This window comes from Streptomyces sp. NPDC058469, assembly GCF_042721125.1.
Classification (GTDB): domain Bacteria; phylum Actinomycetota; class Actinomycetes; order Streptomycetales; family Streptomycetaceae; genus Streptomyces.
In genome coordinates, this window is sequence record NZ_JBHXME010000034.1 from 1 (window position 1) to 19,621 (window position 19,621).

The 19,621-nt window shown below is 72.6% G+C and carries 16 protein-coding genes; 7 read left to right on the top strand and 9 right to left on the bottom strand.

Annotation, left to right across the window (positions count from 1 at the left end):
* Window positions 1–305: 305 nt before the first annotated feature.
* On the top strand, window positions 306–908 hold the full coding sequence (locus ACFWP5_RS17380; protein WP_384156470.1) for a hypothetical protein: 603 nt from the start codon (window positions 306–308) through the stop codon (window positions 906–908).
* A gap of 7 nt (window positions 909–915) precedes the next feature.
* Here ACFWP5_RS17380 and ACFWP5_RS17385 read toward each other — a convergent pair whose 3' ends face one another.
* The 4 genes from ACFWP5_RS17385 to ACFWP5_RS17400 all read right to left on the bottom strand — a co-directional run bounded on the left by ACFWP5_RS17385 (window position 916) and on the right by ACFWP5_RS17400 (window position 9,159).
* Window positions 916–5,769 (bottom strand): hypothetical protein, encoded by a 4,854-nt coding sequence (locus ACFWP5_RS17385; RefSeq protein ID WP_384156473.1) that lies wholly within the window; start codon window positions 5,767–5,769, stop codon window positions 916–918.
* Between the two features lie 40 nt (window positions 5,770–5,809).
* Entirely contained in the window at window positions 5,810–6,688 is an 879-nt protein-coding gene (locus tag ACFWP5_RS17390) for a hypothetical protein (RefSeq protein WP_384156475.1), read from the bottom strand.
* A 136-nt stretch (window positions 6,689–6,824) separates the two neighbouring features.
* On the bottom strand, window positions 6,825–8,351 hold the full coding sequence (locus tag ACFWP5_RS17395; RefSeq protein ID WP_384156478.1) for a hypothetical protein: 1,527 nt from the start codon (window positions 8,349–8,351) through the stop codon (window positions 6,825–6,827).
* A 100-nt stretch (window positions 8,352–8,451) separates the two neighbouring features.
* Window positions 8,452–9,159, bottom strand: a complete 708-nt coding sequence (locus ACFWP5_RS17400; protein ID WP_384156481.1) for a GntR family transcriptional regulator — start codon at window positions 9,157–9,159, stop codon at window positions 8,452–8,454.
* A gap of 169 nt (window positions 9,160–9,328) precedes the next feature.
* On the opposite strand from ACFWP5_RS17400, the gene ACFWP5_RS17405 reads away from it, so the two are divergent.
* Genes ACFWP5_RS17405 through ACFWP5_RS17425 form a run of 5 tightly spaced genes read left to right on the top strand, consistent with a single transcriptional unit; the run spans window position 9,329 to window position 13,711 of the window.
* Window positions 9,329–10,648 carry an MFS transporter gene (locus ACFWP5_RS17405; RefSeq protein WP_384156484.1) on the top strand — a complete coding sequence of 440 codons (1,320 nt, stop codon included), beginning with the start codon at window positions 9,329–9,331 and terminating at the stop codon, window positions 10,646–10,648.
* Entirely contained in the window at window positions 10,645–11,466 is an 822-nt protein-coding gene (locus ACFWP5_RS17410; RefSeq protein WP_384156487.1) for a putative hydro-lyase, read from the top strand. The genes ACFWP5_RS17405 and ACFWP5_RS17410 overlap by 4 nt, the downstream gene beginning before the upstream one ends.
* 12 nt (window positions 11,467–11,478) lie before the next feature.
* Complete coding sequence (locus tag ACFWP5_RS17415) at window positions 11,479–12,231, top strand: LamB/YcsF family protein (RefSeq protein ID WP_384156625.1); 753 nt, start codon at window positions 11,479–11,481, stop codon at window positions 12,229–12,231.
* Window positions 12,228–12,845: an allophanate hydrolase subunit 1 gene (locus ACFWP5_RS17420; protein WP_384156490.1), complete on the top strand. Its 618-nt coding sequence runs from the start codon at window positions 12,228–12,230 to the stop codon at window positions 12,843–12,845. The genes ACFWP5_RS17415 and ACFWP5_RS17420 overlap by 4 nt, the downstream gene beginning before the upstream one ends.
* Window positions 12,842–13,711 (top strand): biotin-dependent carboxyltransferase family protein, encoded by an 870-nt coding sequence (locus ACFWP5_RS17425; protein ID WP_384156493.1) that lies wholly within the window; start codon window positions 12,842–12,844, stop codon window positions 13,709–13,711. The genes ACFWP5_RS17420 and ACFWP5_RS17425 overlap by 4 nt, the downstream gene beginning before the upstream one ends.
* Window positions 13,712–13,724: 13 nt before the next feature.
* Here the strand turns inward: ACFWP5_RS17425 and ACFWP5_RS17430 are convergent, their stop codons facing one another.
* From ACFWP5_RS17430 to ACFWP5_RS17450, 5 genes are all read right to left on the bottom strand, one after another.
* On the bottom strand, window positions 13,725–14,585 hold the full coding sequence (locus ACFWP5_RS17430; RefSeq protein WP_384156496.1) for an SGNH/GDSL hydrolase family protein: 861 nt from the start codon (window positions 14,583–14,585) through the stop codon (window positions 13,725–13,727).
* Window positions 14,582–15,745, bottom strand: a complete 1,164-nt coding sequence (locus tag ACFWP5_RS17435; RefSeq protein WP_384156499.1) for a glycosyltransferase — start codon at window positions 15,743–15,745, stop codon at window positions 14,582–14,584. Before ACFWP5_RS17435 ends, ACFWP5_RS17430 begins: the two co-directional genes overlap by 4 nt.
* Window positions 15,742–16,869 (bottom strand): glycosyltransferase family 4 protein, encoded by a 1,128-nt coding sequence (locus ACFWP5_RS17440; protein WP_384156501.1) that lies wholly within the window; start codon window positions 16,867–16,869, stop codon window positions 15,742–15,744. Before ACFWP5_RS17440 ends, ACFWP5_RS17435 begins: the two co-directional genes overlap by 4 nt.
* 139 nt (window positions 16,870–17,008) lie before the next feature.
* Window positions 17,009–18,427: a HEAT repeat domain-containing protein gene (locus ACFWP5_RS17445; RefSeq protein WP_384156504.1), complete on the bottom strand. Its 1,419-nt coding sequence runs from the start codon at window positions 18,425–18,427 to the stop codon at window positions 17,009–17,011.
* A 336-nt stretch (window positions 18,428–18,763) separates the two neighbouring features.
* Window positions 18,764–19,156 (bottom strand): ankyrin repeat domain-containing protein, encoded by a 393-nt coding sequence (locus ACFWP5_RS17450; RefSeq protein ID WP_329245706.1) that lies wholly within the window; start codon window positions 19,154–19,156, stop codon window positions 18,764–18,766.
* A 256-nt stretch (window positions 19,157–19,412) separates the two neighbouring features.
* On the opposite strand from ACFWP5_RS17450, the gene ACFWP5_RS17455 reads away from it, so the two are divergent.
* Entirely contained in the window at window positions 19,413–19,607 is a 195-nt protein-coding gene (locus tag ACFWP5_RS17455) for a hypothetical protein (protein WP_352180492.1), read from the top strand.
* The last annotated feature ends 14 nt before the right edge of the window (window positions 19,608–19,621 follow it).

Consider the following 19,621-nt stretch of genomic DNA (forward strand, 5'->3'; position numbering starts at 1 on the left):
CCGCAACAGCGACGAGACATGGGGAGTTGTCGGGTCATTGCGGGAGATTGCCGCCCTGATATCCCCGAGATCACCACACCCCATCCGATCGGTCCACTTGGCCAGTTGGCCGGAATTTTTCGTCTGTTGGGAATCTTCGTGGCGTGTTGTTCGTCTTTCTCTACGGGACATGGGGGCGGAACCGGCCACAGGAGCCGCATCCGCAACCGTGCGGCGTAAAACAGCGCAAGCCGGGCACCCACTGGGGAGCCGGAGTTTTCGGACTCCGGGGCGAGTGGTGTACCGGCGGTGGGGAGGACACGTTGATGGGCACGGCGGAGCGGCAAGAGGCGCTTGAGGACGGCGTGGCGGCGCGGTCGACGGCGCAGCGGCGCCGTGAGGCACCGGATCACGATATTCCGGCAGACGGTGGTACGACGGCGGGCGGCGGCGAGGCGCAGAGGGGCTCGGGCGAGCCTGCGGCGGCGGAATTCGACGAGCCGCGTCCGGCTCGCGCGGCAGCGCAACAGCAGGAGTACTACCGGCCGTTGTGGATCGAGGAGCCCGCGCGTCGGCGCCGGTTGCCCGATCCGGTGCGTACGGCGGCCGTGCGGGCGGTGCTCATCATCGCCGTGACGTTGATCCAGGCGACGGTGGCCTTCCTGTGCACGATGGCCGGGTCCTGGCTGGCGTTCCCGATGGTGATCAGCAGCGTGGTCAGCACGGTGGTGGCCACCTGGGGCGCCCTCGACGTATGGGTGACCCGCCAGATGTGGAACCAGCGCAACGGCGTGATCTCTGAGCCCAGCAGCACGGCACGGGCCCTCCGCCGCGAGCGGCGTCGGGCCCAGCGTCAGGCGCGGTCCAGCGAGCGGGCCCAGGAGCGGATAGCCCGCAAGAGCGGCACCGGGCAGCTGTCACACTCCTGAGGTTCGCCTACGGAGCGGCCGGCGCCGGACGCTTGAACATCCGGGTCGCGGTGATCTCACTGTGCACCGACTCACCTTCTCCGGCAGGGGCCTGCTGCGGCAGACCCGGCCGGAGGTGCTCCTCCACGCTGATGTATTTCAGGCCGGCCCTCAGGTCGGCGTCGTTGCGCAGCCGGATGACCAGCGGGAACTCAGCCAGCGCTGTGGTGTCGAACAGGCCGGTGGTGTACAGGAGTTGGACACCGAGCGCGTCGGACACGGCGCGCTGGAGCTCCAGCAGATAGGTGGCGTTGGCCCGCCCGATGGGGTTGTCGAGGAAGAGCGTGCCGGCGTGCCGGTGCTTGTCGCGGCCCCGGTCGTTCGAGCGCAGCGCGGCCATCGTGCAGTACAGGGCGATGGCCGCCGTGAGCAGCTGACCGCCGGAGAACACGTCGCCCATCTGCCCGACGGGCACCCGCTCGGCGCGTAGTACGGCGTCCGGCTTGAGGATCTCGACGGCGACACCCTTGGGCTCAAGGGCAGCCCCGACTCCCCTCAGCAGCAGGGACATTCCGTCGCGCCGCATGTCGGAGTTCTTCTTCACGGCGGCCCGGGTCGCCTCGTCGACGACCTCACCGAGCCGCTCGGCGAGCGTGGCCTGGTCGGGCTCCTCGAAGCGGATGCGCAGGAACTCCTGCCCGGACCACTCGCCGAGCCCCTCGGGCAGCCGGGACAGCCGCTGCGCGGACCGCAGGGTCGCCAGTGCCGACTCGACGAGCCCGCGGAGCCGGTCCACGATCGAGTCGCGGTTGCGCTCCAGCTGCGCCAACTCGTCGGTGAGGACCCGGAGTCGGGGCGCGAAGGCGTCGGCCCACTTCTGCGCGTGCTCGGGCAGCGCGGACGCGGGCAGCTCACGGATCTGCTGTCGCGCGGGGGTCCGCACCTGCTCGTAGCGCGTGGAGTTGGCGTGCCGCACGAGCACATCGCTCGCCTCGCGTACGGCGCCCTCGGCGGCGGACAGGTCGGCGGCGCAGCCGCGCAGCGAGCGGCGGGCCTCGGCGGCGGAGTGCCGGGCCTCCTCCACTCTGCCCGGGTACGGCTCGGGCTCCTCCTGCTCCTCGTCCGAGGAGTGCTCGCGCATCAGGTCACGGAGCATCGCGGCGGTCTCGTCGAAACCGCCGGCCCCGTCCTCGGCGGTGCGGTGGGCGTCGAGGAGTTCGGCGTGGGCCTCGCGGGCCTGGCCCAACGCGTCGGTGCGGGAGCCGAGTTCGGCCGTCGCCGTACGCAGCAGGGCCTGGGCGTGCTCGGCGTCGCGCGGGATCAGCTCCTCGGTCAGCTCGGTGTGCGCCTCGCCGTCCTCGGGCGCGTGCCGCTCGGACTCGCCGCGCAGCCGCCCGAGCTGCTCGCTCGCGGTCGACACCCGGGTCTCCAGCAGCTGCACCAGTTCCTCGGCACGCGCCACGGCGGCCTGCCGGGACGGCCCGTCGGAGCCGTCAGGCGACTGGAGCAACTGCGCCGCACGCGTGCGGACCTTGTTGCTGAGCCGGTCCAACTCGGCGATCGCCGCGCTCTCGTCGCTCTCCGCCCGCGCCTGCTCGGCCCGCAGATCGGCGCCGACGCCGACCTTCTCGTAGAGCTGCGAGGCGGCCCGGTAGGCCTCTCGGAGGTCGGGCAGCGCGGGCTTGGGGGCGTCGGGGTCGTCTTCCGGTACGTCGTCGGGGGCGCCCGCGATCTCGGAGCGCTCGGCGCGCAGCGCACGAGCCGTACGGCGCGCGTCGTCGGCGGCGCGCTGGGCGGCGCGGCGGTCCTCGTCTGCGGCGCGGGCGCGCTCCAGGCAGGACTGGGCGCGGGCCTCCGACTCGGCTGCCTCGTCGGCGAGTTCACGCAGTTTGACCTGCCAGCCGGCGCGTTCCCGCAGCCGGAAGGCGAGTCCGGCGAGGGCGTCGGCGGCGCGCCGTGCCTTCTGCGCGGCCTCCTGCCGCTCGTCGCGCACCTGGGCGGCCTCGGCGGCGGCTTCGTCGGCCTCGGCCCGCACGGTCCGCGCCTCGGCGAGTTCGGCCTCGGCCTCCTCGGCGAACGCGCGCGTGTCCTGCGCTGCCTGCGCCAGCTCGACCAGCCGCCCGCTCGGGCAGCCGGTGCGCCAGGACGCGAGCCGCGCCGCCAACTCCCGGTCCTTGCCGAGCCGCGCGGCGAGCGTACGGATCTCCTCGTCCCGCTGGCCCGCCCGCGCGCGCAGCGCCTGCCGCTCCTCGTCGGCGGCGTGCTCGTCGTGCATGGCCGGGTTCGGCGGTACGAGGAAGACGTCGTTGCTCTGTGCGTCGGACGCCGGGGTCGGGGCGAGAAGGGCGGCGGCCGTGCCGACGGCCACGGCGGACCGGGGCAGCAGGGCCGCGTCGCTGAGGGCCTCACGGGCACGCGCGTGAGTGTCCGGGTCGGTGATGACCACGCCGTCGACCAGCTCGGGCCGGGCGGCGAGCACGCGCGCGTGGTCGGTGGGGTCGACGGCCTGGGCGAGGTAACGCCAGCCGGGCAACGCGGGGATGCCGTGCTCACCGAGGTACTCGACGGTGGCCAGCACGTCCGGGCCGGGCGGCAGCAGCCCGCCGTCACCGAGCGCCCCGAGAATCCGGGAGTCGTCGGCGGCGGCGGTGCGCAGGTCGAAGAGGTGCCGCTCGGCGGAGGAGACCCCGTCGTCGAGCAGCTCGCGCAACTCGTCGGCGAACCGGTCGAGTTCCTCGGGGGTGAGGGGGCCTTCGGCGAGCGGGCGAGCGGGCTTGGCGGCGCCGGGGTGGGCGACCGCAGAGGCCTTGGCGGCGGAACGGCCGCTTGCAGCAAGGCCGTTGGCCGAAGCACCGGTGCGTGCGTCCGACTCGGCACCATCACCGCTGGCACCCGACCGCGCGCCCGCGACGCCCTGTCCCGCACCGCCTACGGCCCCGGCATCGCCCTGTCCAGACGCGACCCCGTCGGCCGCGCGCTCACCGCCCGCACCACGCGGCACCGGCACACCACCGCTACCGCTTGCGGCACCACCGGCACCAGGCAGGCTGAGTAGCTCCGCGAGCCGCTGCTCCCCCGCCAACCCCTCGGCGAGGCGGCGCTCGGCGTCGTAGGTCCGCTCGGCGGCGGTGGCAGCGTCGGACGCGCGGGCCGCCGTCAACTCCGCGCGGGACTCGGCGGAAGCCGCTTCGCGGGCGTGCTCGGAGGCCCGGCGGGATGCCTCGCGCGTGGTGTCCCAGGCGGCCACGGCGGTCTTCTCGGCGTCGCTCGCGGCGAGGGCCGCGCGGGCCGGGTCGGCGTCGGGGGCGCTGTCGTCGAGCCAACCGGCGCGCACCGCCTCGGCGGTCTCCTGCTCGACCTCGGACAGGCGCTGGCGCAGATGTCCGACCTCGCTGCGGGCGCGCTGCGCCTCGGTGGCGGCGGAGGTCGCGTCCCGATGCGAGGTCTCGCCGACCTCCTGGAGGGCGGCGGACTTCTCCTCGCCCTCGTTGGCCAGGTTCTCCGCGCTCTCTGCGGCCTCGTGCAGGGCCCGTACGAGATCGACGGCGGCCTTGGCGCGGGCGGCCAGCGCCGGTGCGGCGTCCCGTTCGGCCTCGCGGATCGCGACAGCCACGCGCGCGGAGCGGTCGGCGGCGGCACGGTGCCGCAGTACCGCCTCGGCGGCCTGCCAGGCGGCGTGCAGCGTGCGGGCGTCGGCCAGCTCGCGCTTCTGCGCGGCGGCGGACTTCTCCATCGTGGCGAGCGCCAACGAGGCGTGCCGGTACGCCAGTTCGGCGGCGATCAGCGCGCTGCGCTCCCGCGCTCCCTCGGCATGCGTGACGGCGTACGCGGCGGCGGTGACCCGCTGGGCGAGGTCGGCGGCCCGCACCCGCTCCTGCGCGCCCCGCGCGGACAGGCGGCGCGCCAGGGTGCGGGTACGGCGCTCGGCGCCGACGTGAATGTCACGCGCGCGTGCCCGTGCCTCGGCGGCCTCGACGATCCGGCCGAGCAGATCCACGGAACCGGCCGTGAAGTCCCGCTCGGCGATCAACTCGGCTCGTCGTCCCAGCTTGTTGCCGAAGCCGCCGACCAGGTCGGCGAGGCCGTCGGTGTCCCGGGTGTCGGTGACCGCGCGCAGCAGCAGGTCGGTGAAGTCGGAGTCCTTCTTGACCGCGAAGAGACCGGCGGCCTCGCCCTCGTCGGCGTTCATCTCCCGCTGGTAGCGGAAGAGTTCGGGGTCGAGGCCGAGGTCACCGAGGTGCTCGATCCAGCGGTCGTGGATCTCTTCCCAGTGCACTTCGAGGTGCGGATACGCCTTGCCCGCCTCGGTGATGGCGTCGCGGAAGCCCTTCATGGTGCGCCGCCGGCCCTGCGCACCGGACGCGCCCTCGGCGGGCGGCCGTACGGAGGTGGCCTCGGCGACGGGGAGGTTGTCCAGGCTGAGCCCCGGCCCGGGCCGGAACGAATACCAGGCCTCGGCGAACTTCCGCGGGTCGTTGGAGACTTGACGCCCCCGCCACTCGCTGACCTTGCCGACCACCACGCACTCGCCGGTCAGCGTGTGCTGCCACTCCAGGGCGACATGGCCGCAGTCGTCCGCGAGGAGGAACTTGCGCAGCACACCGGAGCTGGCGCCGCCCAGCGTGTTGCGGTGACCGGGCAGCATCACGGAGAAGATCAGCTTGAGCAGGACGGACTTGCCGCCGCCGTTCTCCAGGAAGAGCACACCGGCGGGCGCGGGGCGGCGCGGCGGACCGACGGGCTCGTCCTCGAAGAACTCCGCCTGGGTGGGCGCGGGGTCGGGCACGGGCTTGCCCACGCCTCGCAGGTCAAGCACGGTGTCGGCGTAGCGCGCACCGGCGGGCCCGATGGAGTAGAGGCGGACCCGGGACAGCTCGTACATGGCGGACTCTCGTCGTAAGTCTTCGGCAGGTGGGGGGAGTTCAGGAGTGGAACGGCAGTCCGGCGTCGGCCACCAGCTCCAGGTCCTCGGTGTCTTCGGCGGGCAGCAGGCTCGCGGTGCCGTCGGTGACCGGGACGACGCCCAGCTCCAACAGCTCGGCCATCGCGGCACTTCCGGCCATGTCACGCACCTGGAGCTGATAACGGGCGGTCGTGCGATAGGTCCCGCCGTTGTCGTCACCGGTGCGCTGCAGGAACCCGGAGTCAGTGAGGAAGGCGGCGGCCTTGCCGACGATGCCGGTGGTCGAACCGGCCAGTCTCCGGGCGTCCTTGGTGGCTCCGGTCGCGCTGCGTCTGACCCAGATCCGCCAGGCGGCCTCAAGGCCCGGCGCGTCGGTGGCCGGGTCGGTGTTCATACCCTGCTCGTCGGCCCGCTCCTCCAACCGCCGACAAGCCTGCCGCACAAAGGCGTCGACCCCGTTGACCGTGACGCGCCCGATGTACCCGTCGTCGGCGAGATCCTCAGGACGCGGGAACGCCATCGCGGCGACGGCGAGATGCGCGAGCCCGTGCAGGAACCGATCCCCGGAGTCGGCGGCCGTACGACGCGCGTAGTCCCCCATGCGCACGGCGAACACCGAGTCCTCGGCGGCGGTTACGGCCATCCCCGCACGCGGGGACACCTCCAGGACGACGAGTCCGAGCCCGGCGGCGACGGCATCGGCGAGCCGCGCGAACGGCGAGTCCTCCCGGTACCGGCGCAGCAACTCCGCGTACTCCTGATCGCGAGCAGGCTGCAACTTGGGCTGCAGCCCGAAGGCAACAAGCCGAGCGGCGTCGGCAGCGTCGGCGGGCGTGACAGCTGCACTCACCGCCGGGGCGACAGCCTCCGGCTCACTCCATTCGCCCTGCTCACTCACGACGACAACTCCTTGATCTTGAAGACGAGGGCGAGGCCAAGCGCCCCTTCAGCGGCGCGGGGCCGTGACATGTGCGGCTCTGCCGCGTGGGCGCGAGCAGCCACAACGAGCCCGCACCCGAAAGCCGACCAACCCATCACGCCGCCTCACTCCGCCCGGCCGCCATCCCCACCGCGTCCAACAGGGCCATCCCCACAATGAGATCGGCCCCACCGAACTCCGGATCGTCCAACTCCGTCCCGTCATCCACAGCGAACAACAACTTCGCCTCCCCCTGCCGATAGGCAGTACCAACGGGCGGACTGGCCGCATGCACGGCCAACAGGGCAACCAGATAAGGCAGTTCCGCATCCTGACGTCGCGCATCCGCAAGCAACCCCGACAACCGCCGAGGCGCATCCGCCGGCAGATCGAGCAGCTCCATGGCCGCCGCCAACTGCTCCTCGCTGAACCGACTGTCATCCGGCGTAGCGATGAGATCCGGCTCCGGCATCTCCGCCCCAAGATGCTCCCGCTCAGCGGGCGGGGTGAGCAGTATGTCGACAAGATCCCCCACCCGAACGGACACCGGCGTACGCAACCCGGTCCCGCGAGCGAAGAACGCGTCCGTGACCCGGATCGCCTGCTCCAGGGGCAACGGCAGAACGGGCGAGACGAGATGCCCGTAGAGGTCGATCCCCGAGGTCGTCATCGGCGTGGCGAAGGCCTGCCGGTCCTGCTCGGCGCGGAACAGCGGCCCGGCCTCCATGAGGCGTGACTGGAGCTGTGTGTGCCGTCGGATGCAGTCCTTGACGATGTCGACCAACTCGGCCGCACGCCGCTTCTGTTCGGCGTCCTCGGACTCGTCACGGGCCTTGCGGATGTTGGTGAGGATCGCGTTCTCGTGGCGATACCGGTCGGCCACGTGGTCGAGGGCCTCGGCGATCATGTCGGGCACGGCGTTGAGCCAGTCCACCGCGCGGACGTTGCGCCGGGTGGCGTCCAGGGCGCGGCGGAGCGTCTCCGAGTACTGCACGGTCCGGTACCGGGCCTGCTCGGCGGCGAGTTGCGCGTCGGCGAGCCGGCCGCGGCTGATCAGCACCTCCAGCTTGACCTCGGCGGCGATCTGCGCGCTGGTGACGTCCGTGTCGAGGGCGCCCACGAGGACGTTGACGGCCTCGTCGGTCGTACGGAGGTAGACACTGCCGCCGTAGCCGGGGACCTCCTCGATCAGCTTGAAGTCGTAGTCGCGGCGCACATAGGTGCCGTCCTGGGCGAACGTGCCGTACACCGTGCGGAAGCCGCGGTCGACGCTGCCGACGTTGATCAGGTTCTCCAGGACCCAGCGGGCCACGCGCTCGTGCTCGACGACGGGGCGCTGCGGGGCCTGGGCGGCGATGCGCGGGATGAGCCTGGCCACTATCTGGTCGTGGTCCGCGCCGGTGTCGAAGTCCATGTTGAGGGTGACCAGGTCGATGGCGGCGAGGGCCACCTCCGCCATGCCGTAGACCGAGTACTCGCCCGCGAGATTGGCCTTGCGTGCGTCGAGGTCGTGCAGCGGCGCGGTGCAGGCGAGCGCGCGCAGTCGCCGCGCCAGTCCCTCGTCGGCGGCCGGGCCCGGGGCGGGGCGCGGCCCCGCGCTGAACTGGGGCGGAACGCTGTCCGTCGATGCAGGCGAAGTCACGGTGCACAGACTAGGTCCTCGGTCTGACAACGACCCAAACGACGCAGAAGCGACTACCGCCTCAGCCGCGTGTGCAAGTCGGTCGAGCGCCGTGCCGTCTTCAGTCGGGCGCCGCGCCGTCCTCGCCGACCCGTCGCCGGTAGGCGTCGACGACCCGTTCGAGCGAGTCGTCGAGGTAGACCGCGAGCAGTTTCTCGGCCTCGGGAGGATCGCTCGCCTGGAGGGCCTGGAGGATCAGGCGGTTGCGCTGGAGGTACGGCTCGTGGAGCGCCTTCGGGTCGTCCACGAGGTGGAAGGCGAGCCGGAGTTCGGCGAAGACGCTGCGCATGAGCTCGTCGGTGCGGGCGGTGCCGGCGAGGGCGACGAGTTCCCGGTGGAAGTGGATATTGGCCGTACCCACGCCTTTCCAGTCATCTTCGACGGACGCCAGCTGCCCCTCCGTCACGGCCGCGGCGAGCCGTTCGAGGGCGTACGGCGGTTCGCCCAGTCCTCGGACGACGGCGCACTCGACGAGGCGGCGGGTGCGGTAGATGTCCTCGACGTCCTCGACGGACAGGACCCGGACGAAGACGCCCCGGTTCAACTCGTGGACGAGCAGGCGCTCATGGGTGAGCAGCCGGAACGCCTCACGGAGTGTGTTGCGCGACACACCGAGCGCCCCGCCGATGCTGTCCTCCGAGAGCCGCGTGCCCGGCGGGAAATAGCCCTCCGCGATACGGCTCCTGAGGATGTCCGAGACGCGTTCCGCGGTGCTCGTACGGCCCAGGAGGGCGCGGTCGTCGGCCAGTCCCGCCAGCTGCTCTGCCATGCCCGGAATTCAACCGCAGATACAAGAACGAAACAACATGGGTATTGAAGGATCGTTCAACGATCCTCTACCTTTCTCGACAAGGCGCCACCGCTCACCCCGGCGCCGACGGCTTCCGCACGGCACTGCTCACGCCCAGCACCCTCCGTCCTCCCTCTGCGAGGTGCCCATGAGCACGACCCCTCCACCTCAGGCCCCGGTCACCGGCGTACATCCGAGCACGGATGAACTCACCGCCGACGACGGCGCGTTGGCCTGGCTGCGCGCGCTCGGCCCGAACGGCCGCCGCGCCTTCGCCGGCGCGTTCGGCGGCTACGCCCTGGACTCCTACGACTACTTCACGCTGCCGCTGAGCATGGTCGCGCTGGCCGCGTACTTCGGCCTGGACAGCGGCCAGACCGGCCTGTTCACCACCGTGACGCTGGTCGTCTCCGCGGTGGGAGGCGCCATAGCGGGCGTCTTCGCCGACCGGGTCGGCCGCGTCAAGGCCCTGATGATCACGGTGATCACCTACGCCGTATTCACCGTGGCCTGCGGCTTCGCGCCCAACTACGAGACCCTGCTGGTGTTCCGCGCACTCCAGGGCCTCGGTTTCGGCGGCGAGTGGGCGGTCGGCGCGGTCCTGGTCGCCGAGTACACGAGCGCCAAGCACCGCGGCCGTACGCTCGGCGCGGTCCAGAGCTCCTGGGCCGTGGGGTGGGCGCTGGCCGCGGTCGTCTACACGCTGGTCTTCTCCTTCCTCGGCGACGACCTGGCCTGGCGGGTGATGTTCTGGACCGGCGCGCTGCCCGCGCTGCTGGTGCTCTGGGTGCGGCGCCGGGTGCACGACGCCCCGGAGGCGACGGCCGCGCGCGAGCAGAACGCCCAGAAGGGTTCGTTCGCGGCGATCTTCAAGCCGGGCACGGCCGAGTCTCCGGGCCTGCTGCGTACGACGGTCTTCGCGGGCCTGCTCTCCACCGGCGTCCAGGGCGGCTACTACACCCTCGCCACCTGGGTACCGACGTACCTCAAGACGGAGCGCGGTCTGTCGGTCGTCGGCACCGGCGGCTATCTGACCTTCCTGATCTCCGGCGCCTTCCTCGGCTACCTGACCGGCGGCTACCTCACCGACGTACTGGGCCGTAAGCGCAACATCTGGCTCTTCGCCCTGCTCTCGGCGATCTGCATCCTGGCGTACACGCACATTCCCAGCGGCGCCAACACCCTTCTCCTGGTGCTCGGTTTCCCGCTCGGATTCTGCATGTCGGCGATCTTCAGCGGCTTCGGCTCGTACCTGAGCGAGCTGTATCCGACGGCCGTGCGCGGCACTGGACAGGGCTTCACCTACAACACCGGCCGCGCCGTGGGTGCCGTCTTCCCGACCCTGGTGGGCTTCCTGGCCGACAGTTGGGGTGTGGGCGGAGCGCTCGTCTTCGGGGCCATCGGATACGGCATCGCGGCACTGGCGCTCCTCGGACTGCCGGAGACCCGTGGGAAGGAACTCGCGTGAACCGCACGGAAGACCGCCCCCTGACCCTCGTCGACGAGCACGCGCACGCGTGGAGCCCGCGTTCCGCCCGGGCCCGCTTCCGGGCCGGGCTGACGGGTCCCACGGCCGGGGTCGCGGCGGGCCACACCCAGGTCAACCTGATCTCGGTGCCCGCCGACTGGGCCTACGACATGCTGCTGTTCTGCCAGCGCAACCCGAAGCCCTGTCCGGTGCTCGACGTCACGGACGCCGGCTCGTGGGAGACGGTGCTCGCGGACGGCGCGGACCTGCGCACCGATCTGCCGCGCTACCGGGTGTGGCGGGACGGCGAGTTGGTGGACGAGCCGACGGACGTGCGGGCGTACTGGCGCGACGACCTGGTGTCGTTCCTGATCGGCTGCAGCTTCACCTTCGAGTGGTCGCTGAGTGAGGCGGGTGTCCCGATCCGCCACATCCAGCAGGGCCGCAACGTCCCGATGTACGTGACCGGCCGCCCGTGCCGCCCGGCGGGGCGGCTGCACGGCCCGATGGTGGTGTCGATGCGCCCGGTGCCGCCGGAACACCTGGCGACGGCGATCCGGGAGACCGCGCTGCTCCCGGCGGTGCACGGCAGCCCCGTACACTGCGGCGATCCTTCGGGACTCGGCATCGACGACCTCGGGCGTCCGGACTTCGGTGATCCGGTGGACGCCGCGCCGGACGACATCCCGGTGTTCTGGGCCTGCGGAGTGACCCCGCAGGCCGCGGTGATGGCGTCCCGCCCGCCGTTCGCCCTCACCCACGCGCCGGGCCAGATGTTCGTCACCGACGCCCGCGACGAGCAGTACCGCGTCGCCTGACCAGGAGAGATGATGATCGATCTGAACGCCGACCTCGGCGAGGGCTTCGGCCGCTGGCACCTCACCGACGACGAACAGCTGTTGTCCGTCGTCACCAGCGCCAACGTCGCCTGCGGCTTCCACGCCGGGGACGCGGTCACCATGCGGCGGGTGTGCGAGCTGGCGGCCGAGCGCGGGGTACGGGTCGGCGCGCAGGTGTCCTACCGGGACCTGGCGGGGTTCGGGCGGCGCGCGATGGACGTGCCGTCCGCCGAGCTGGCGGCCGAAGTGGCGTACCAGATCGGTGCCTTGGAGGTGTTCGCCCGCGCGGCGGGCACGCGCGTGTCGTACGTCAAGCCGCACGGCGCGCTCTACAACCGGATCGTGCACGACCCGGAGCAGGCCGCCGCGGTGATCGAGGGCGTGCTCCTGGCCGACGCCTCGCTGCCCGTGCTCGGGCTGCCCGGCTCGGTCGTGCTCGACCTGGCCGCGAAGGCCGGGCTGCCGGCCGTCACGGAGGCGTTCGCGGACCGTGCCTACACCGACGAGGGCAGGCTCGTGCCACGCGGCCGGGACGGCGCGGTGGTCACCGACCCCGAGGCCGTCGTGGAGCGCTCGCTGAGCCTGGCCCGCTCCGGGACGGTCGACGCGCTCTCCGGGGCGCGCATCGAGGTACGGGCCCGCTCCCTGTGCCTGCACGGGGACACGCCCGGCGCGGTCGACCTGGCCCGCAGGGTCCGCGCGCGGCTCCTGGAGTCGGGTGTCCGGGTGGAGGCCTTCGCATGAGGGCCCTGCCCGTCGGCGACAGCGCGCTGCTCGTCGAGGTCGCCTCCGGGGAGGAGGCCCAGGCCGTCCACGCGGAGCTGCTGCGCCGCCGCGCGGAGGGCCTGCTCACCGTCCGCGAGATCGTTCCCGCCGCCCGCACGGTCCTCCTCGACGGCCTCGACGACCCGGCCCGCCTGGCATCCGAACTCACCACCTCCGACGTACCCTCCGCTCCCCCACGCGCGGGTGAGGTGATCGAACTCCCGGTGCGCTACGACGGCCCGGACCTCGCCGACGTCGCCGCGCTGTGGAACGTCCCCGAGCAGGAGGTGGCCCGCATCCACGCGGCCACTGAATTCCGCGTCGCCTTCTGCGGATTCGCCCCCGGCTTCGGCTACCTCACCGGCCTCCCGGCCCGCTACGACGTCCGCCGTCGGGCCACCCCGCGCACGGCCGTCCACGCCGGTGCCGTGGGCCTGGCCGGCCCGTACACCGGCGTGTACCCGCGTGCCTCGCCCGGCGGCTGGCAGCTGATCGGCACGACGGACGCGGTCCTGTGGGACGCCACACGCGAGCCGGCGGCACTGCTGTCGCCGGGCACACGCGTGCGCTTCGTCCCGGTGGCGGACGTATGACGGACCGCGCGTTCGCCGTCGTACGGGCCGGGGCCCTGACCACCGTGCAGGACCAGGGACGGCCCGGACACGCGCACCTGGGGGTGCCGCGTTCCGGAGCGCTCGACGGGCCCGCGGCGGCGCTCGTCAACCGGCTGGTCGGCAATCCTCCCGAGGCGGCCGTCCTGGAGACGACCCTCAACGGCTGTGCCGTACGGCCTCGTTCAACAATCCTCGTGGCCGTCGGCGGTGCCCCCTGCCCGGTCACGGTGAACGGGCGACCCGTCGCCTGGGGAGCACCCGTGCACGTGCCCGCCGGGGCGCTCCTGGACATCGGGACGGCCGTCTCCGGAGTACGCACCTACGTGGCCTTCGCCGGTGGGGTGGGCGTCGAGCCGGTGCTCGGCAGCCGTTCCACGGACCTGATGTCCGGGCTCGGTCCGGCTCCGCTCACGAACGGCGCCATACTGCCGCTGGGGTCCCCGATGAGCCGCCACGCGTGCGTGGACGTCGCCCCGCAGCCGCGTCCCCCGGTCGAACTCGTCCTGCGGGTGACCCTGGGGCCCCGCCACGACTGGTTCACCCCGGAGGCGGTACGCACGTTCACGTCACGCCCGTACCGGGTGTCCTCGGCGAGCAACCGCATCGGGCTGCGCACCGAGGGGCCCGCCCTGGAGCGGGCCCGTACCGGTGAACTCCCCAGCGAGGGCATGGTCCTCGGTGCCGTCCAGGTGCCACCGGACGGCCGCCCGGTGGTGTTCCTCGCCGACCATCCGACCACCGGCGGGTACCCGGTGATCGCCGTCGTCCGCTCCACGGACCTCCCGGCGGCCGCCCAGGCAGTGCCCGGAACCCCGGTCCGTTTCGTGGCCGTACGCCGCCGCTGAGGCCCCGGGCGCCCTACGCGGCGTCCGGTTGCTCCTGCTGCACCGACAGGGACGCCAGCGCCATCGACACGGCGTGGGACGCGCTCAGGTCGAGCCGCGCACTGGTGCCCCGCGCCCGGTGACGCATCTCGTCGGCGGCCAGCCTCAGGAGCTGCGGCAGCAGGTCGGTGCAGCGGCGGGCCACCCACCCGGTGCCCGCGGTCGCCAGCCACAGCAGGCCGGCCGACCTGGTGGGCGCCGGGAACTCGGGCTCGGGCGAGGGCGCGGCCCCCGAGGCCACGCCCTCCTCGGTGAGCAACGCGTGGAAACGCAGCGCCAGTTGGCGGTGCCCGCGCTCCCCGGGGTGCAACCGGTCCGCGCTCCAGATCGCGCGGTCCATGATCCACGCGCCCTCCGCCGCATGCAGATGCACGGCCCCGTACCGCTCGGAGAGCGCGTGCACCACGGTGTTCACCGCCCGCTGCCGCCGGGCCAGCGGACGGGCCAGCGCGCCCGGGAGGCCGAGCATCGCGCCCGGGTCGGGCAGACAGGCCGTGAGCAGGACCGCGCCCTGCGCCGTGAAGGCCGCGTAGACCTCGTCGAGGCGGGCAGCCAGGGCCTGGATGTCGAAGGTGCAGCGCAGGGTGTCGTTGACGCCGATGACGACGGACACGACGTCCGGGTTCAGGGCGAGCCCTGCCGGGGTCTGCCGTTCCAGCACGTCCCGCGACTGGGCCCCGCTGACCGCCAGGTTCGTGAACTCCACGGACCCTTCGGGCTGTTCGGCCAGCCCGCCGGCGAGCAGCGCGGCCCAACCGCGCCATGCCTCGCCGACGGGATCGCCCACGCCCTCGGTGAGCGAGTCCCCGAGGGCGACGAAACGGACCGTTCTCATGCCACGCCTCCGGGCACGAACCGCCGTACCGGAACATCCGCGTCGTGGGCCGCGAGGAACGCGTCGACCGCCGTGTGCCAGCCGAAACACTCGGCACGCGCGCGTGCGATCGCGCGCCGCTCCGCCTCGGGGCGTTCGAGCAGCATGTCGACGGCGTCCGCGAAGGCCCTCCCGTTGTCCGCGGCCGTGGCGCCGGCGGAGCCGATGACTTCGGGCAGCGCGGACGAGGCGCTGGCCACCACGGGGGTGCCGCAGGCCATGGCCTCCAGCGCGGCGAGCCCGAAGGTCTCGGCGGGCCCGGGCGCCAGGCACACGTCGGCGGAGGCCTGGAGCGCGCCGAGCAGCCGCCGGTCGGAGACGTGCCCGAGAAAGGTGACCGGCAACCCGCGCTCCCGCGCCCGCTGTTCGAGCCGGGCCCGCAGCGGCCCGTCCCCGGCGACCACGAGGACCGCCCGCCGCCCACGCCGTACCAGCGACTCCAGGGCGTCGATGGCCGTGCCGGGCTTCTTCTCGACGGAGAGCCTGGTGCAGGTCACCAGCAGAACGTCGTCCACGCGTGCGTGCTCCGCGCGCAGCCCGGGGTCCCGCAGCGCCGGACGGCGCTCCACCAGGTCGACGCCCAGGGGAGCCCGTACGACATTGCGGGCGCCGATGCGGACGAACTCCCGCTCGGCGAACTCGGTGGTGCACACCACGCGCGCGTAGGTGTGCGCCGTACGGACGTTGAGGGCGTCGGCGGTGCGCCGGGACATGTTCTCCGACAGGCCCCAGGTGCGCAGGACGCCGTCGGCGGTCTCGTGGGACACCATCACGGCGGGGACGCGGGCCCGCCTGGCCCATTTGCCGGTCCAGCGCAGGGTCGTACGGTCGGAGACCTCCAGGCGGTCCGGGGCGAGTTGCTCCAGGAGGGCGGCCACGCGCCGCTTGTCGGTGAGGACGCGGTAGCCGCCGGTGCCGGGCAGCAGCGGACCGGGCAGGGTGATGACCCGGCCCTGCTCGGTCTCGCGGTCGGTGTGGCGCTCGCCGGGCACGATGAGGACCGGATCGTGCCCGGCCTCCTTGAAGCCCTTGCCCAGTTCGCGCAGGGCGGTGCGCAGCCCCCCGGAGGAGGGCGCCACGAAGTTGGCGAGGCGGACGATCCGCAGCGAAGCGGTGTTCATGCCGCCACCGCCGTCCTGCGCCCGGCGAGGACATCGCCGTAGTGCGCGATCAGTTGGTCGCCGACGGCCGCCCAGGTGCGGCCCTCGACCATGGCCCGCGCGGCGGTGCCGTACGCGGCGCGCAGTGCGGGATCGGCGGCCAGGGTCCGCACGGCGTCCGTCACGGCGGCCTCGTCGCGCGGCGGGAAGAGGAACCCGGTGCGCCCGTGGGCGACCAAGTCGAGCGGGCCGCCGGCGGCGGGCGCGACGACGGGGACGCCGCTGGCCATGGCTTCCTGGACGGTCTGACAGAAGGTCTCAAAAGGTCCGGTGTGCACGAATATGTCCAACGAGGCGAAGATACGGGCGAGCTCGTCGCCGGTACGCCGGCCGAGGAAGACCGCGCCCGGAAGTGCCTCGTCGAGGTGCGGCCGGCTGGGTCCGTCGCCGACGACCACGACACGCACTCCCTCGATGCCGCAGGCTCCGGCGAGGAGTTCGACCTGCTTCTCGGGGGCGAGCCGGCCGACGTAGCCGACGATCAGTTCGCCGTTCGGGGCGAGTTCGCGGCGCAGCGCCTCGTCCCGGTACTCGGGGCGGAAACGCTCGGTGTCCACGCCGCGCGGCCAGAGCCTGACCCGGGGCACGCCGTGTGCCTCCAGGTCGCTCAGGGCCGCGCTGGAGGGCGCGAGGGTGCGGTCGGCGGCGGCGTGGACGGAGCGGATGCGGCGCCAGGCGGTGGCCTCGCCCGCACCGACGTACGTACGGGCGTATCCGGCGAGGTCGGTCTGGTAGACGGCCACGGCGGGGATGCCGAGCCGCGCGGCGGCGGCCATGCCGCGGACGCCGAGGATGAAGGGGCTGGCCAGGTGCACGATGTCGGCGCGGTGTTCGGTGATGGCCGCGGCGACGCGTCGGCTGGGGAGGGCGACGCGGACCTGGGGGTAGCCCGGGAGCGGTAGGGAGGGGACGCGGATGACGGGGCACGGCGACTCGGCGTCCGGCCCGGGACCGGCCGAGGTGGCCGGCGCGACGACGAGCGGATGATGACCGCGATCCACGAGGTGCCGGGCGGTCTGGAGCGCGCAGTGGGCCACGCCGTTCACGTCGGGGGGAAAGGATTCGGTCACGATGACGACACGCATACCCGTGTTGTCGCCGCACCGGACGTGGCCGCGTCAACGTGGATCTATGCGAACGGTGAACGTCCCATGAGCGTTGCGCTGCACACCCGAGCAGGCCAGACGGCGTCCATGCGCGTCTGACCCGCGGGTCATCCCACGTTCACACTGCGGGGGCGTCGGGCCCGATCCGGCTCCGTACGGCTGTCTGGACTTCCGCTTCCTCGGCCGGGTCCGCGGCGAGCCTGCGGAGCTGCTCCACGACGCGGGCGTCGCCGGTCTCGGCGTGCCGGGCGGCGATCTCCCGGGTGGTCTCCTCGCAGTCCCAGAGGCACTCGACGGCGAAGCCTGTGGGGTAGGAGGGGTCGGTGGCGGCCAGGGCCCGGGCGGCCCGGCCGCGCAGATGGGACGAGGCGGTCTCGCGGTACACATGGCGCAGGACGGGTGCGGCGCAGGCGATGCCGAGGCGTCCGGCGCCGTCGACGAGGGTCCACAGGGTGGGGGCGTCGGGTCCTTCGCCCATGACGGCCTCCCTGAGGGCGCCGAGGACGAGGTCGCTGTCCTGGGCTCCGCCCCGGCAGGCGAGCATCCGTCCTGCGGCGGCGCCGAGCGGGTCGGGTCGGCGGGCCCAGCCGCGGGCCCGGTCGACGGCGGCGACGGACCGCATCCGTTCGAAGGCGTCCACGGCGGCTTCCACGACGGGCGCCGGGCCGGTGGCCACCGCGCGCTCGATCAGCTGGAGGGCCTCGGGATCGTTGCTGTCGGCGAGATAGCGCAGGGCGGTGCAGCGGGCTCCCTCGCCGCCGTCCTTGGCGGCCTCGACGATCTCGGGCCGGTCCTCGGGACCCGCCACGGCGGTGAGGCAGCGGGCGGCGGGGACGTGCAGCGCGGCGCCGCGTTCGAGGCCCTGTTGGGCCCATTCGAACACTGCTCGCACGCTCCACCCCGGACGGGGCCCGGTTGGTCGCATCTGGCGTTGCCAGAGGTCGAAGCAGCCGGCCTCCTGGGCGGCACGCACGCGCGTGGCGATCGATTCGCGCGGGTCCTCGGCCCACAGCCGCCAGGGCCGGGGTTCGAAGGCGTCACGCACGGCGGTGGCCAGTTCGGCCTCGCCCTCGGGGTCGGCCGGGAAACGCGCCAGCACGGGGGCGGCGAGGGCACGCAGGCCCGCGTCGTCGTCCCTGAGCGCCAGCTCGTCCAGGGCCCAGGCCCAGTTGCTGCCGGAGGCCGCGTACCTGCGCAGCAGGGCGAGCGCGTCCCGCCTGCCGTAGGAGGCGAGGTGCCCGAGGACGGCGAGCGCGAGGCCCGTGCGGGACTCCTCGGTGTCGAGGACGTCCTCGGTGTCGAAGAGGTGGGCCTCGACGGCGTCCAGGTCGCCGTGCAGATCGAGGTACAGACGGGCGTAGTACAGGGAGCGGTTCTCCACCTGCCAGTCGTGGCGGGGGTCGCGCAGCACACAGTGGTTCAGCGCCGCGAGTGCCTCGGCGCGGGGTGCGGTGAGCGCGTGCAGTGTGCCGTCGCCGCGGCCCCGCTGAAGCAGGCCGAGCAGCGTACCGCTGGGCGCTATGACCGGATCGAACATGGGAAACAGCCTCACATCAAGCGTCGACGCAACCGGGGGACGTGCACTACCTGGCCGCGTGACAACACGTCGGGGCGCCCGCCGTTTCCTGCTTGCTGTAGACCATTTTCCTCTGCCTCTCGTAGGTGGCCCATGCGGGCCGCAACTACGGCCCGCGCGGTGCGGCAACACCTGCCCAGCCATCGCGTCCGTAAATCACGACGTCATGATGACCCGGCAGTTCTCGATGCCGCGACCGAAATTTCGGGCGGCGCCGTGCTGCCTTCCCCCGTTTTCCCCCGTTTTCCTTGTCGTACCTGGTCAGAAGGCCCGTCCCGGCTGGCGACGGGCCGCGCGTCAGTGTGCGCCGAACAGCTCCAGCAACTCGGCCTTGGCGAACATCCGGGCCGTGTCGACCGCCGACGGGGTGCCCGCGGCCGGATCGGCGCCGGCCTCCAGCAGGACCTCGATCACCTCTTGCTCGCCCTTGAAGACGGCTCCGGCGAGCGGGGTCTGCCCCCGGTCGTTGATCCGGTCGGCCTCGGCGCCCCGCGCCAGCAGGGCCCGTACGGCGTCCGCGTGCCCGTGGTACGCGGCGAGCATCACCAGGGAGTCACCGCGGTCATTGGTGAGGTTGGCCGGGACGCCCGCGTCCACGTACGCGACCAGCGCCTCGGTCCCGCCCTGGCGGGCCAGGTCGAAGATCTTGGTCGCGAGCTCCACGACCTCGGGGTCGGGGGCTTCACTCATCGGCCTGACCGCCTCTCACTAGTACGGGTGAATCGCCAGCGTACTGGCTCCACAGACACATGACCGGCCCCCTCCGAGGCAAAGATCACCACGGGGCCCGACACAGGTGAAACCCCTGCTCAGACGCCCCGAATGCGCTCCACCATCCGAGGGAAATCTGCCGAAATTCACCCACTTGCACCTTTTATCGTATGGATACATCCTGTGATCCTGGAACAACTCATGGTGACTGTCCCCACGAACCAGGAGAGCTCAAATGATCCTGTCCATGTCAGGCGTCGTCCTTCTCGGCATCATCGTCTTCCTCTTCTTCAAGAAGGACGGACTCAAGGCCTCCCACGCCCTGGTGGCCACACTCTTCGGCTTCTACATGGCCAGCACGGCCATCGCGCCGAGCATCAAGGCCGGCGGCGAGAGCCTGGCGAGCCTCCTCGGCGGAATCAAGTTCTGACGCAACCACCCGTA

Coding starts and splice junctions, on each gene's coding strand:
- ACFWP5_RS17455 (WP_352180492.1), top strand. CDS start 19,413: ATGATCCTGTCCATGTCAGGCGTCGTCCTTCTCGGCATCATCGTCTTC.
- ACFWP5_RS17415 (WP_384156625.1), top strand. CDS start 11,479: ATGATCGATCTGAACGCCGACCTCGGCGAGGGCTTCGGCCGCTGGCAC.
- ACFWP5_RS17405 (WP_384156484.1), top strand. CDS start 9,329: ATGAGCACGACCCCTCCACCTCAGGCCCCGGTCACCGGCGTACATCCG.
- ACFWP5_RS17380 (WP_384156470.1), top strand. CDS start 306: ATGGGCACGGCGGAGCGGCAAGAGGCGCTTGAGGACGGCGTGGCGGCG.
- ACFWP5_RS17450 (WP_329245706.1), bottom strand. CDS start 19,156: ATGAGTGAAGCCCCCGACCCCGAGGTCGTGGAGCTCGCGACCAAGATC.
- ACFWP5_RS17385 (WP_384156473.1), bottom strand. CDS start 5,769: ATGTACGAGCTGTCCCGGGTCCGCCTCTACTCCATCGGGCCCGCCGGT.
- ACFWP5_RS17435 (WP_384156499.1), bottom strand. CDS start 15,745: ATGAACACCGCTTCGCTGCGGATCGTCCGCCTCGCCAACTTCGTGGCG.
- ACFWP5_RS17425 (WP_384156493.1), top strand. CDS start 12,842: ATGACGGACCGCGCGTTCGCCGTCGTACGGGCCGGGGCCCTGACCACC.
- ACFWP5_RS17430 (WP_384156496.1), bottom strand. CDS start 14,585: ATGAGAACGGTCCGTTTCGTCGCCCTCGGGGACTCGCTCACCGAGGGC.
- ACFWP5_RS17445 (WP_384156504.1), bottom strand. CDS start 18,427: ATGTTCGATCCGGTCATAGCGCCCAGCGGTACGCTGCTCGGCCTGCTT.
- ACFWP5_RS17440 (WP_384156501.1), bottom strand. CDS start 16,869: ATGCGTGTCGTCATCGTGACCGAATCCTTTCCCCCCGACGTGAACGGC.
- ACFWP5_RS17400 (WP_384156481.1), bottom strand. CDS start 9,159: ATGGCAGAGCAGCTGGCGGGACTGGCCGACGACCGCGCCCTCCTGGGC.
- ACFWP5_RS17420 (WP_384156490.1), top strand. CDS start 12,228: ATGAGGGCCCTGCCCGTCGGCGACAGCGCGCTGCTCGTCGAGGTCGCC.